Annotated in this window: 12 protein-coding genes and 1 pseudogene; 3 read left to right on the plus strand and 10 right to left on the minus strand. The window is 73.7% G+C overall.

Annotated elements, in window-relative coordinates; translation table 11 throughout:
* Nucleotides 1-40 precede the first annotated feature (40 nt).
* Nucleotides 41-1,372, minus strand: coding sequence for an aminotransferase class I/II-fold pyridoxal phosphate-dependent enzyme (locus ACFYWQ_RS17425; RefSeq protein WP_389517308.1), 1,332 nt, complete (start codon nucleotides 1,370-1,372; stop codon nucleotides 41-43).
* 35 nt (nucleotides 1,373-1,407) lie between these two features.
* On the opposite strand from ACFYWQ_RS17425, the gene ACFYWQ_RS17430 reads away from it, so the two are divergent.
* The gene (locus ACFYWQ_RS17430; RefSeq protein ID WP_389517310.1) at nucleotides 1,408-2,103 is read left to right on the plus strand and encodes a pyridoxamine 5'-phosphate oxidase family protein; all 696 of its coding nucleotides are present in this window, start codon (nucleotides 1,408-1,410) and stop codon (nucleotides 2,101-2,103) included.
* A 239-nt stretch (nucleotides 2,104-2,342) separates the two neighbouring features.
* Here the strand turns inward: ACFYWQ_RS17430 and ACFYWQ_RS17435 are convergent, their stop codons facing one another.
* The 4 genes and pseudogenes from ACFYWQ_RS17435 to ACFYWQ_RS17450 all read right to left on the minus strand — a co-directional run bounded on the left by ACFYWQ_RS17435 (nucleotide 2,343) and on the right by ACFYWQ_RS17450 (nucleotide 5,168).
* Nucleotides 2,343-3,365, minus strand: coding sequence for a DMT family transporter (locus tag ACFYWQ_RS17435; protein ID WP_389517312.1), 1,023 nt, complete (start codon nucleotides 3,363-3,365; stop codon nucleotides 2,343-2,345).
* Nucleotides 3,366-3,411: 46 nt separating this feature from the next.
* Entirely contained in the window at nucleotides 3,412-3,837 is a 426-nt protein-coding gene (locus ACFYWQ_RS17440; RefSeq protein WP_389517458.1) for a hypothetical protein, read from the minus strand.
* Nucleotides 3,838-3,891: 54 nt separating this feature from the next.
* Nucleotides 3,892-4,224, minus strand: a pseudogene (locus ACFYWQ_RS17445) (peptidase); the annotation flags it as partial.
* Nucleotides 4,225-4,511: 287 nt separating this feature from the next.
* Nucleotides 4,512-5,168, minus strand: a complete 657-nt coding sequence (locus ACFYWQ_RS17450; protein ID WP_389517314.1) for a PadR family transcriptional regulator — start codon at nucleotides 5,166-5,168, stop codon at nucleotides 4,512-4,514.
* Nucleotides 5,169-5,341: 173 nt separating this feature from the next.
* Here ACFYWQ_RS17450 and argG point away from each other — a divergent pair, with 173 nt between their 5' ends.
* On the plus strand, nucleotides 5,342-6,796 hold the full coding sequence (gene argG, locus ACFYWQ_RS17455; protein ID WP_389517316.1) for an argininosuccinate synthase: 1,455 nt from the start codon (nucleotides 5,342-5,344) through the stop codon (nucleotides 6,794-6,796).
* Nucleotides 6,797-6,912: 116 nt separating this feature from the next.
* On the opposite strand, the gene ACFYWQ_RS17460 is transcribed toward argG, so the two are convergent.
* From ACFYWQ_RS17460 to ACFYWQ_RS17480, 5 genes are all read right to left on the minus strand, one after another.
* Nucleotides 6,913-7,746, minus strand: coding sequence for a class II glutamine amidotransferase (locus ACFYWQ_RS17460; RefSeq protein ID WP_389517318.1), 834 nt, complete (start codon nucleotides 7,744-7,746; stop codon nucleotides 6,913-6,915).
* Nucleotides 7,747-7,811: 65 nt separating this feature from the next.
* Nucleotides 7,812-8,249: a hypothetical protein gene (locus ACFYWQ_RS17465; RefSeq protein WP_389517320.1), complete on the minus strand. Its 438-nt coding sequence runs from the start codon at nucleotides 8,247-8,249 to the stop codon at nucleotides 7,812-7,814.
* A 32-nt stretch (nucleotides 8,250-8,281) separates the two neighbouring features.
* The gene (locus ACFYWQ_RS17470; RefSeq protein ID WP_389517322.1) at nucleotides 8,282-8,752 is read right to left on the minus strand and encodes an SHOCT domain-containing protein; all 471 of its coding nucleotides are present in this window, start codon (nucleotides 8,750-8,752) and stop codon (nucleotides 8,282-8,284) included.
* Nucleotides 8,753-8,959: 207 nt separating this feature from the next.
* Nucleotides 8,960-10,297 carry a hypothetical protein gene (locus ACFYWQ_RS17475; RefSeq protein ID WP_389517324.1) on the minus strand — a complete coding sequence of 446 codons (1,338 nt, stop codon included), beginning with the start codon at nucleotides 10,295-10,297 and terminating at the stop codon, nucleotides 8,960-8,962.
* Between the two features lie 231 nt (nucleotides 10,298-10,528).
* Nucleotides 10,529-11,263, minus strand: coding sequence for an HdeD family acid-resistance protein (locus ACFYWQ_RS17480; RefSeq protein WP_389517326.1), 735 nt, complete (start codon nucleotides 11,261-11,263; stop codon nucleotides 10,529-10,531).
* Nucleotides 11,264-11,578: 315 nt separating this feature from the next.
* On the opposite strand from ACFYWQ_RS17480, the gene ACFYWQ_RS17485 reads away from it, so the two are divergent.
* Nucleotides 11,579-12,991: a DUF2252 domain-containing protein gene (locus ACFYWQ_RS17485; protein WP_389517328.1), complete on the plus strand. Its 1,413-nt coding sequence runs from the start codon at nucleotides 11,579-11,581 to the stop codon at nucleotides 12,989-12,991.
* The last annotated feature ends 17 nt before the right edge of the window (nucleotides 12,992-13,008 follow it).

A 13,008-nucleotide genomic window follows, 5' to 3' on the forward strand; every position in this document is an offset into this window, starting at 1 on the left:
GGTCAGGAAGACGGCGTCCGACGCCGGCGGTCGGCGCGGCTCAGACGGGGCCGTGGCCCGGCGCGGACCGCACGGACGTCGCGACCGCGTCCGCCAGGGCCGCGGTCTCCCCCTCGCGCAGCGCCGAGACGGTGATCCGGATCCCGGGCGGCGAGCCGAGCCGGAACCGCGCACCCGGCGCGACCGCCCACCCCGCGTTCAGCAGCCGCGCGACCGCTCCCGTCTCGTCCGGCACGGGCACCCACACGTTCATCCCGCTGCGCCCGCGCGCCTCCACGCCCCGCTCCGCCAGCGCGGCGAGCAACGCGTCGCGGCGGCCGCCGTACGACGCCGCGACCGCCCGCCCGTCGACCGCGCCGTCGGCCCACAGGCGCGCGACGGCCCGCTGGGTGATCCGGCTGACCCAGCCGGGGCCGAGCCGCTGCCGCCCCCGGACCCGGTCCAGGGTGAGGTCGTCCCCGGTCAGGACGGCGAGCCGCAGGTCGGGGCCGTACGCCTTGTCGGCCGAGCGCACGAACGCCCAGTGCCGGGTGGCTCCGGCGAGCGCGTGCAGGGGCAGGTCGACGATCCGGTGGCCGTGGTCGTCCTCGACGAGCAGGGTGTGCGGGTGCGCGCGCAGCACGCCGCGCAGGGCACGCGCGCGGGGGGCGCTCAGGGCGGCGCCGGTCGGGTTCTGCGCCCGGTCGGTGACGACCAGGGCGCGCGCGCCGGCCCGCAGGGCGCTCTCCACGTCCTCGGGCAGCGGCCCGTCGTCGTCCAGGCCGACCGGGACCGTGCGCAGTCCGAGCGCCGGTACGAGGTCGAGCAGCGACCCCCAGCCGGGGTCCTCGACGGCCACGGTGTCACCGGGTCTGAGGTGCGCGGCGAGGACGCGTTCGACGGCGTCCAGGCAGCCGGTGGTGACGGCCACGGGCCCGGCCGGGACGCCGTCCGCGTCGAGTTCCGCCCGGGCCAGGCGCGCGAGTTCGGGCTCCACGGGTTCGTGTCCGTACAGGACCGGCTCGCGGTCGCCCTGTGCGGCGGCCCACGCGAAGGCCGGCGCCAGGGCCGGCAGGAGGGCGGGATCGGGATTGCCGGCGGCCACGTCCCGCACCCCCTCCGGGACCTCCACCCGGATGAACTCGCGCGCGGTGGTGGCCGGTTTCGACCGCACCCGGCTGCCGCGGCGGCCGTCGGTCTCGATCACCCCGCGCTCGCGCAGGGTGCGGTACGCGGCCGCGACGGTGTTGGGGTTCACCCCGAGGAGTTCCGCCAGCTCGCGCATGGGGGGCAGCGGCTGCCCGGCGCTCAGGGCGCCGGCCGCCACCGCACGCTCGACGCTCGCGGAAATGTCGGCTGCGCGCCGACCCTTGATCGGATATTCTCCTAGCACAAACCATATTATGCACTAGTGCAATGGAGGCCGCCATGCAGGAGAAGGTCGTACGGAGGACCGCACAGCCGACGCCGCCCGGCGCCTACACCCCGACCGACCGCACGGTCCCCACCCGGTCCGCGCAGAAGGCGTCGTACGACAGGGCCCTCGTGCACGCGATACTCGACGAGGGCTACGTCTGCCACCTGGGGTTCGTCCGCGACGGCGCGCCGGTCGTGCTGCCGACGCTCTACGGCCGGGTCGGCGAGACGCTGTACGTCCACGGCTCGACGGGGTCCCGCCCGCTGCGGATGGCGGGGCAGGCCGACCCGGGACTTGCGGTGTGCCTGACCGTGACCCACGTCGACGGTCTGGTCCTGGCCCGCTCGGCCTTCCACCACTCGATCAACTACCGCTCCGTGGTGGTGCACGGCCTCGCCTACGACGTGACCGACCCGGAGGAGAAGCGGGCGGCGCTCGACGCCCTGGTCGACCAGGTCGTCCCCGGCCGGACCGCCGACTCCCGGCCCGCGGACAAGAAGGAACTGGCGGCCACCGCGGTGATCCGCCTCGACCTGAACGAGGTCTCGGCCAAGACCCGCACCGGCGGGGTGAACGAGGAGCCCGAGGACCTCGCGCTCCCCCACTGGGCGGGCGTGGTCCCCCTGCGCAAGGGCTACGGCACTCCGCTCCCGGACGCCGGCCTGGCGCCCGGCACCGCCGTCCCGGACTACCTCGCCGCACTGTGACCACGGCCCGCCGGCGCCCGGTCGACCGAACGCCGCCGCTCGGCTTCCCGCCCCCGAGAGGCCCGGCCCCGTCGCCGAGCCCGGCGCCGAGCCCGGCGTCGGCGGCGCGGCGGCCGGCAGCGCGGCGGTGAGCCCGGCGTCGGCGGCGCGGCGGCCGGCGGCGCGGCGGTGAGCCGCTTGCCGGGGCGGGTCACCGGCACCAGGACATCGCCGGTCCGGCGAGGTATGAACCGCGCCCCTCAGGCAGCCGTCCCCCGCGCGGACAGCTCCCGCTCGGGGCTGCCGCCCGCCACCGGCTGGGCGGCGTCCTCGGACGGCGTCGACGGCGTGGACGGTGTGGACGACTGGGCGATGAACGCGCCCAGCAGGACCACCGCGCCGCCCGCGATCTGCGGGGCCGAGAGGTGCTCACCGAGCAGGAACCAGGCCAGGACGGTGGCGATCACCGCCTCCAGGCAGGCCACCACTCCGGCGACCTGCGGAGAGAGCCGGCGCACGGAGACCACGCCGGTGACGTACGCGACGACCGTGGCGATCAGCACGATCCAGGCGAGCAGCAGCCAGGCCGGAACCTCGGCGTCGTCCATCCGGGCGGAGTGCGCCAGGACGGACCAGTCCATGCCCCAGGGGCGGGCGACGACCGTGAGGACGGCGGCTCCGGTGAGGAGGCCGTAGGCGATGACGCCGAGCGGGTCCGGGGCGCCGTCGCCGGAGTCGCTGCCCTGGTCGGACAGGACGAAGTAGCCGACCTGGCAGCAGGCGGCGGCCAGCGCGAGGAGCAGTCCGAGGGCGTCGAAGCCGAGCCCCGACCAGATCTCGACGACACAGGCGAGCCCGCCGGCCGCGAGGACCACACCGAGCACGGCGGCACGCGTCACGGGCCGCCGCTGCACGAACCGCACCCAGCCCAGCACCAGGGCGGGCGCGAGGTACTCGACGAGCAGCGCGACACCGACGGGGATACGGGAGATGGCCGCGAAGTAGAAGGCCTGGACACCGGCCACGCCGAGCAGTCCGAAGCCGGCCAGGAGGGCGGGCCGGCGGCGCAGCAGCGCACGGTGGCGCACGGCGAGCGGGAGCATCACCAGGGCCGCGCCGGTCACCCGGAGCCACACCACGTGCAGCGGATCGAGGCCCGCCTCGATCAGCGGTTTCGCCGCGACCCCCGATCCGCCGAAGGCGATGGCCGACCCGACCGCCAGCGAGAGCCCTGCGGCCCTTCCACGGTTGCCCTGACTGCTCACAGACGTATGCACCGGCACATGATGACAGGCGACGACATGAGCGTCACCCCAGTTGACACCTGTCTCAGCGGCTGGACGGGGGCCCTACGGCCGGGAGCCCCGCCCGCACCGCGCGGACGTCGACGCCGGCGCGGCCGAGGACCTCGACGGCCCGGGCCCCGGGATCGGCGACGAGCGCCACCAGCAGGTCGACGCCACGGGCCGCCGCGCCGTCGGCACGGCCGGCGGCCCGCACGCACGCGTGCCGCAGCGCCTCGGCGGCGACGGGCGAGAATCCCTCGGCCGCGGGGAGGCTCCGCGGGGCATGGAAATCCGCAGCCACCGCCTCACCCGCCGACCCGGCCACCGCCCCCGCCACCGGCTCACCTGCCGACCCGACCGCCACCCCCGCCACCAGCTCACCAGCCGGCCCGACCGACACCCCGGCCACCGTCCCCGCTGCCGACCCGGCCACCAACCCCGCCGTCGGCCCTGCCGTCGACCCGGCCATCGCCCCCGCCCCCGCCGGCGCCCCCGCCGCGGGGAGAACGGAGTCGTCGACGGCGGGCACGACCGGTGGGGCTGCGGAGTCCTCGATCCCGCCCTGCCAGCGCAGGCCGTAGCCGATGCTGCGCTGGGCGAGGTAGCCGAGGAGCCGGGCGAGCCGTGGGCTGCCGTCGAACACGGCGCGCACCTCGGGGTCGTGCTCCAGGAGGGAGTGCAGGAGGTGGGCCGTGTCGATCTGCCGGTCCCCGTCCCGGGCGGCTCGGCGTCGCGCGCCGGCGAGCGCCGCCGTCAGTTCGGCGCTGAGCCCGGCGTCGCCGTCCACGGCTCGGGCCGCCCCGTCGCCGCCCGGCTGCCGGGGGATCTCGTCGGACGAGGGCCCGGAGGTACGCATGTGCACCTCCCCACCCCATCAGCCCCGAGGCGGCACGTCATCGACGGAGGGGAGCATCTGCGCATCCCACGCGGAGCGGACCCCGGCGTACGAAATCTCCTCCGCAGGGAGGATATCTGGCCATTCTTCGCTCAGCGGGGCACGTTTCCTGCTGTGCGCGGCCGCCCGTGCCGGGCGCTCATCGGCCGGCCGCGCACCCCCGCCCCGCGGCCGGGGCGCCGCCGTACGCGCGAAGGGCGCCCCGCGGGGTTGTCCCGCGGGGCGCCCGTCTCACGGCGGGGAGGCCGTCAGTCCTCGTCGGCGAGGATCAGGTACAGCTTCTTGCGCGCGTCGTTGATGACGGCCAGCGCCTTCTCGCGCTGCTCCTTGCTGCCGGTCTTCCAGACCTGGCCGAAGGCCTCCATCAGGCCGAAGCCGGCCTGGCGGATCTCGCTGAGGGCCTCCCAGTCGACCCCGCGGGAGGCTTCCTCCCAGGGGGCGTCCGGGCCACCCTCGGCCGCCGTACGGCCCGCGTCGGTGAGCGAGAACAGCTTCTTGCCGCCCTCCGACTCGCTGCTGATCAGGCCCTCGTCCTCCAGCAGCTGGAGCGTGGGGTACACCGAGCCGGGGCTCGGCTTCCACGCGCCGCCGCTGCGCTCGGCGATCTCCTGGATCATCTCGTAACCGTGCATGGGCCGTTCCTTGAGCAGGGCCAGGATCGAGGCCCGCACGTCACCGCGCCGCGCCCTTCCCCTGGGCCCGCCGCGCCCTCGGCCGCCCCACGGCCCGGGGCCGAAGCCCGGCCCGAAACCGCCGCCGGGACCACCGGGGCCGAACCCCGGGCCGCCCGGCCCGAACGGGCCGAAGGCCGCCCGTCGCCCTTCGAAGTCCGGCCCGAAACCGCCCCGGCCACGCCGAGAGGGGCCGCCCTGCCGATGTCCACGCTCGAATCCGTGGCTACGCATCGCCATCACTCCATTCATTCCATCGTTGATCTGTCGCGATGCTTCAACGATATATCGGAAGAGGGAGGATGGCAAGCCCCCGGCAAGCCCATGGCGAGCCCGCGGCAAGCCCTGCCGACCTTCCGCCCAGCCCTGCCTTTGCATGATGATGCGCGACACTGCATACTCTTCCTATGTCCAAGGTCCTCACCTCCCTTCCCGCCGGCGAGCGCGTCGGCATCGCCTTCTCGGGCGGCCTCGACACCTCGGTCGCGGTCGCGTGGATGCGCGACAAGGGCGCCATTCCGTGCACTTACACCGCCGACATCGGCCAGTACGACGAGCCCGACATCGCCTCGGTGCCCGGCCGCGCGAAGACCTACGGCGCCGAGATCGCGCGCCTGGTCGACTGCCGCGCGGCGCTGGTCGAGGAGGGCCTGGCCGCGCTCGCCTGCGGGGCGTTCCACATCCGCTCGGGCGGGCGCGCCTACTTCAACACCACGCCGCTCGGCCGCGCCGTCACGGGCACGCTCCTGGTCCGGGCGATGCTCGAGGACAACGTCCAGATCTGGGGCGACGGCTCGACCTTCAAGGGCAACGACATCGAGCGGTTCTACCGGTACGGCCTGCTCGCCAACCCCCACCTGCGGATCTACAAGCCCTGGCTGGACGCGGACTTCGTGACCGAGCTGGGCGGCCGCAAGGAGATGTCGGAGTGGCTCCTCGCCCACGACCTCCCGTACCGCGACAGCACGGAGAAGGCGTACTCCACCGACGCCAACATCTGGGGTGCCACGCACGAGGCCAAGACCCTCGAGCACCTGGACACCAGCGTGGAGACCGTGGAGCCGATCATGGGCGTGCGGTTCTGGGACCCGTCGGTGGAGATCGCCACCGAGGACGTGACGATCGGCTTCGACCAGGGCCGCCCGGTCTCGATCAACGGCAAGGAGTTCGCCTCCGCCGTCGAGCTGGTGATGGAGGCCAACGCCATCGGCGGCCGCCACGGCATGGGCATGTCCGACCAGATCGAGAACCGGATCATCGAGGCCAAGAGCCGCGGCATCTACGAGGCGCCCGGCATGGCCCTGCTGCACGCGGCGTACGAGCGCCTGGTCAACGCGATCCACAACGAGGACACCCTCGCCCAGTACCACACCGAGGGACGGCGGCTCGGCCGGCTGATGTACGAGGGCCGCTGGCTGGACCCGCAGGCGCTGATGGTGCGCGAGTCGCTGCAGCGCTGGGTCGGCGCGGCCGTCACCGGCGAGGTGACGCTGCGGCTGCGGCGCGGTGAGGACTACTCGATCCTCGACACCACGGGCCCGGCGTTCAGCTACCACCCGGACAAGCTGTCCATGGAGCGCACCGAGGACTCGGCGTTCGGCCCGGTGGACCGGATCGGCCAGCTCACCATGCGCAACCTGGACATCGCCGACTCGCGCGCCAAGCTGGAGCAGTACGCCGGCCTCGGCCTGATCGGCACCGGCAGCCCCGCCATCGGCGCCGCCCAGGCGGCCGCGACCGGGCTGATCGGCACCATGCCGGAGATGCCGGAGGGCGGCGCCGAGGCCATCGCCTCGCGCGGCGCGGTCTCCGCCGACGACGAACTGCTGGACCGCGCCGCGATGGAGTTCGGCACGGACTGACCGGCGGCGACGACAGGGCCGGCTCGGCGCGGACAGCGCCGAGCCGGCCTTTTCCGTTCCCGGTGCCGACCGTCACGGAGTGCCCGGTACCGGGAACGGAGCCATGGCCCCCTGCCCTACGCCGCCTCCGGTACGAACGGATGCAGTTCGTCCCCCTCCGGCTGCACCACGCCGTAGGTGCTCTCGGGCACCGCGATCCAGGCGCCGGGCAGGTCCCCCAGCGGCTCCGACACGATGAGCCGGGTCTCGTCGGACAGCTCTTGCAGGAAACCGACGTCGGGGTGGAGGGCGCGCAGGGTGTCGACCCGCGTGTTGTAGAAGAGCGAGCGGGAGGCACGCTCGCTGGAGTAGCGGAACCCCCACAGCCGATGCCCGTCGGTGACGGCGAGCGTCATCTGGAGGGGGAACTCCACGCCGTGCTCGTGACCGACCCGCTCGACCAGGGCCGCCATCCGCGCGACGGCACCCGGCGGGTCCCCCTCCAGTCCGAACGTGAGCGCCAGGTAGAACATCATCTCCGAGTCGGTCGAGCCCTCGATGTCGAGGAAGAGACGCGGATCGACGGCGAGGGCGAGGTCGCGGCGCATCCGGTGGAACTCGGCGATGGCACCGTTGTGCATCCACATCCAGCGGCCGTGGCGGAACGGATGGCAGTTGGTCTGCTGCACCGCCGATCCGGTCGAGGCCCGGATGTGGGCGAAGAACAGCGGTGAGCGGACGTGGCCGGCGATCTCCCGCAGGTTGTGGTTGCTCCACGCGGGGCCGATGTCCCGGACCACCGCGGGGGTGTCCACGTGCGGCCCGTACCAGCCGACGCCGAACCCGTCGCCGTTCGTCGTCTCCACCCCCATCCGGGCGTGCAGGCTCTGGTCGATGAGCGAGTGCTGCGGCCGGTACAGGATGGCGTCGAGCAGGACGGGGGTCCCCGAGTAGGCGAGCCAACGGCACATGGGCCACCGCCTTCCCGGCCGCCGGCCCGCCGACGGCCGATGTCTGCTGTACCGCTGCGGTCCGGCTACGCCCGGCGTTCCCATCCGCCGCCCGAGCGGTCCCCGCGCGCCACGCACAGGGCCCAGATGACGAACCCGGAGAAGGCGATCATCACGACGGACCAGATCGGGTAGTACGGCAGCGAGAGGAAGTTGGCGATGATGATCAGCCCGGCGATGGCGACGCCCGCGACGCGTGCCCACATGGCCCCCTGGAACAGTCCCAGGCTGACGATCACCGCGAGCGCGCCCAGGATCAGATGGGTCCAGCCCCAGCCGGTCAGATCGAACTGGAACACGTAGTTGCGCGTCGTCACGAAGACGTCGTCCTGGGCGATTCCCATGATCCCCCGGAAGATCCCGAGAACTCCGGCCAGCATGAGAGTGACGGCGGCGAAGACGGTGAGGCCTTCCGCCCACGCGTACTTGGTCGATTCTGTCTGCGGGGTGTGTGTCCCTGTCATCCCGGTTCCTCGATTCGGTGTCGTTCGGTACTTCAGCGGCCGGGGGCGGAGTGGACCGGACCCGGGCCTTCCGTGGGGCCGTGGCCGCTCAGGACCAGTTCCTTGGCCCGGCGGAACTCCTCGTCCGTGATGTCACCGCGGGCACGGATCTCGGACAGCCTGGCGAGCTCGTCGACACTGCTGGTCCGCTCCGCGCCGCCTCTGGCCGTCTCCCTGACGTAGCTGTCGAAGGCCTCCTGGCGGGCCCGTGCCTGCGCGATCTCGCGACCGCCCATGTTCTTGCCGCGGGCGATCACGTAGACGAACACGCCCAGGAACGGCAGGACGATGACGAACACCAGCCAGCCGGCCTTCGCCCAGCCGCTGAGGTCGTCGTCCCGGAAGATGTCCACGACGATCCGGAACAGCAGGACGAACCACATGATCCACAGGAAGAACCAGAGCATCGTCCAGAAGGCGCTCAACAGCGGAAAGTCGTACGCGAGGTAGACGTCCTCACTCATTTTTCTCCTCCGTTCCGTCCCGGCTCGGGCCCCTCGTGCCGTGCGTGCCCTGCCGTCCTCAGCGTGCGCGCGGGACCTCGTGGGACGCCTCACCCGGGGCGGGTGAGCATCGTGTGGCCTCCGGTACGGGACCGGAGACGACGTCCGTGGTCGGGCCCGCGCGGCTCACGGTGCGCGGTTCGCCTCGGCCCGGCCGAGCGCCGCGGCTCACGGCTCCGGGACCGCCGCGTCGCGGCCGGGGGCCGCGGCGGCGAGGAGCGCCTCGACGGTCAGCACCACGACGACCAGGACCAGGACCAGCACCACCACCGTGATCGTGGGGTGGTTCCACAGCACGAGCGCCAGCGCGCCCGCACCGATCGTGACGCCGGTGACCGCCTTGCGGTGGGTGTCCAGCCACCGTCCCGCCCCGCCCGTGCGCAGGCCCGCGCGGCCCAGCGCCCGCCCGCCGGCCGTCGTCCAGCGCCCGGCCGAGCGGCGCACCCAGCGGGCCGCGCGCCCGGGACCGTACAGGTAGGCGGCCAGGGCGACGATCAGGGAGACGACCAGGAGGGTGCGCGTGCTGTCGCGCAGGAAGCGGACGAAGGTGTCGAAGATCGCCGCGGCGGCGTCGGGCGGCAGGGTGGACGGGGGAACGTCGTTCAGGTAGACCCGCCGCACCACGGCCAGGGCCACGAGCAGCAGCACCATCATCGCCCCGACCCCCAGCCCGGTGATCAGCAGCATCACCCGGTGTCCCGGAGCGGTCCCCACGGCGAGGGCGGCGAGCGCGACGGTCAGCACGGGCAGCCAGACGCCGACGATGTCGAGCAGGCGCAGCGCGTCCTGTGCCTTGCCGAGTTCCTCGGTCCGGAAGAGCGTGATCGTGCGGTCGGTGTCGGGGATGGCGGCCGCCTTCTCGAAGCCCTGGTCGACGAGGCGCCGGCGCACGTCGTCCACCACGGCGCCGAGGTTGAGCTCCACGGCGTCCCCCGAGGCGACCAGCACCCCCTGCTTGTCCCCGGTCAGCATGTTCAGCACGGCGGTGTGGGCCTGCCGGTTGGCTCGGACCCAGACCTCTTCGAAGACGTCGCTGCTGATCACGCGCTGGACGTTGCGGTGGACGACGGTCCTGACCGCCGAGCGCAGCGGGCCGGTGAGGGCATCGGCGCCCGCCACCACCCGGGGCGGCGCACCGGCGTCCGCCAGCACCTTCGTCAGGGCGTCCGTCACCGCCTGGACGTCCACGTTGGCGACCACGCGATCGGTCAGCTTGTCGGTCACGGCTTCCTGGACGGCCGGTTCCGACGCCAGCGGTGCGACGGTCTGCACATAGCGGTCGGTGTCGGTGACGGTGTCCTGCACCCAGGCCGCCACCACGGCCGCGGGGGCGAGCAGCAGGGTCACCACCAGCAGGACCGCGGCGCCCGCCGTGCGCAGGCGCCGGTGGTGCGCTCCCGCCGTCCGGCGCAGCCGTTCGTAGTCCGCGCGTTCCTCGGCGGTCAGGGCGTGGCCGCCTGCGCCGTTGTCGGCGGGAGACGGTCCTGAGGTGTGGCCCGAGACCATGATTCCTCCTCGATGGTGTGTGCCACTGCCGAGGCCACTGCCACAGCCACTGCCACTGCCACTGCCACTGCCGCTGCCACGCCTTGGCTTCAGCCGGTGGCCTCGGCCGGTGGTCTCGGCCGGTGGTCTCTCGGCCGGTGGTCTCTCGGCCGGTGGTCTCTCGGCCGGTGGTCTCTCGGCCGGTGGTCTCTCGGCCGGTGGTCTCTCGGCCGGTGGCCTCGGCCAGTGGTCTCAGCCGGTCCGGTCGTCGGGACCGCTCCGCCCGCCCTGCCCGCCCAGGCCGGACCGGCGCAGCGCGGCCCGCCAGGCGAGGGCGACGGCCACCTCGGCCAGCCCCAGCAGGACGAGCCACAATCCGAGCAGCCGGGTCAGCGCCCGGGCAGACTCCGTGGGCAGCGCGAGCACCACGATCCCCGCGACGATGCCGAGTGCCGCGACGCCGAGGACGACGCCCCGGTGGGGCATGTCCTTGGCCGCGATGGCCGTGTGGAGGGCGAGGATGCCCGAGACCAGCCAGACGGCCCCGACGATCAGGGAGAGCGCGGTGACGGTCTGCAATGGGTTGCGCAGGCACAGCACGCCGGCGAGCACGTAGAGCACGGCCACGAGGAGGCCGGGCAGCCGTTCGCCGGGCTCGGCGCGGGCGAAGGAGTCGACGAACCGGAAGAGTCCGGCCACCAGCAGGTACAGGCCGACGAGGACCGCGAGCACGTGCAGGGTCGCTTCGGGCCAGACCAGGACGAGCACACCCGGGACGAGCGTGGCGAAGGCCGCACCGAGGATCCACGTCCACGACCGCCCGAGCGCGGCCAGCACGTCGGCCGGGGCGGTGGGGGTGGCGGATGTGGCATCGGACGCGAAGGGGTCGGCCGGGTCGTTCCGCCGGGCGCGCGCGCGCCCGGCGGCCGCCCCGCCGGAGGGGTGTTCCGGTCCGGTGGGCGGTACCGGACCACGCGACATGGTCATGGCTCCTCCTCGCGTGATCGGCGGCGGGCCGCACTCCCGGACCGCCGACGGGGCGGTGTGTGGTGACCTCACCGGGCCAGCGTGCCGCCGGCCCGGGGCCGCCGGGTCACCCGCCGCGGGTGATCCGTGCGCGGTGCGGAGACGGTGAGGTGGGTGCGCGGAGCCGCACTCCGGTACGCGGCACGACCACGAGCAGACCCCGGCTCGGGCGACGGAACCCGGATCGGCCGGGGGCATCCCGCGGGGGAAGCCGGTGGCTGCCACGGGTGCGCTCCGGGGGGATGCCGAGGACGCCAGGAAGTGGGAGTGGGAGCCATGGTCGTACCGATTGCCTTCACGCCCTCCCTGTCACCGGCCGAGCGAGCGGCGTACGGCCGGAAGGCCCGCGCCCGGGCGCCGCGTTCCTGCCACGGCTGGTTCGAGGCGGCGGCGGGACGCACCGACCCGGTGGACGTCCTGGAGCGCCAGTCCGCCACCCGCCTGCCGGAGATGGTGCCGGTCCGCTACGGCCGCATGCTCGAGTCCCCGTTCCGCTTCTACCGGGGCGCGGCCGCGATCATGGCCGCGGACCTCGGGCCCGCACCGAGCACCGGCCTGACCGTGCAACTGTGCGGTGACGCCCATCTGCTCAACTTCCGCCTGCTGGCCTCCCCCGAACGCCGTCTCGTCTTCGACATCAACGACTTCGACGAGACCCTGGCCGGTCCCTTCGAGTGGGACGTCAAACGGCTGGCGGCCAGCTTCGTGATCGCCGGCCGGGCCAACGGCTTCTCGACCGGGGAACAGGACGACGTGGTCCGCACGGGCGTGCGGGCCTATCGGCAGCGGATGCGGGAGTTCGCCGGCATGCGCACCCTGGACATCTGGTACGCCCAGGACGACGCCGACCGGATACGGGAGCTGCTGGCCTCCTCGATGGACAGGAAGGCCCGGCGCAGGACGGCACGGGCCACGGCGCGCGCCCGGACCCGCACCCATCTCCAGGCCTTCGAGAAGCTCACCCGGGGCACGGCCGAGGGACGGCGCATCACGCCGGACCCGCCGCTGATCGTTCCGCTCCGGGACCTGGTGACCGGCCCCGACGAGGAGGAGAAGGACCTCCGGGCCGTCTTCGACGGGTACGCGCGGAGCCTGTCGTCCGAGCGCCGCCATCTGCTGCGCCACTACCGCCCGGCCGACGTCGCCCGCAAGGTGGTGGGCGTCGGCAGCGTCGGCACGCGCTGCTGGATCCTGCTGCTGCTCGGCCGGGACGACGACGACCCCCTGCTGCTCCAGGCCAAGGAGGCGCAGGAGTCGGTCCTCGCCGAGCACACCGGCGGCGGCCGCTACGACAACCAGGGCCGTCGTGTCGTGGCGGGCCAGCGGCTGATCCAGACGACCAGCGACATCTTCCTGGGCTGGACGCACGCCGTGGGTCTCGACGGGCGTGAACGGGACTTCTACGTACGCCAGTTGTGGGACTGGAAGGGCATCGCCCGGCCGGAGACCATGGACCCGGCGCTGCTGGGCCTGTTCGCGCGACAGTGCGGGGCCTGTCTGGCGCGGGCCCACGCCCGGTCCGGCGACCCGGTCGCCATCGCCGCCTATCTCGGCGGCGGCGACCGCTTCGACCGCGCGCTCACCGGCTTCGCCCAGGCCTACGCCGACCAGAACGACCGGGACTTCGAGGCGCTGGGCGCCGCCGCCCGCTCGGGCAGGGTCCGGGCGGTCCGGTCGGAGAACCACTGAGCCGAGCACCTGAGCAC

The sequence above is a fragment of the Streptomyces sp. NPDC003247 genome, from assembly GCF_042888135.1.
GTDB lineage: Bacteria > Actinomycetota > Actinomycetes > Streptomycetales > Streptomycetaceae > Streptomyces.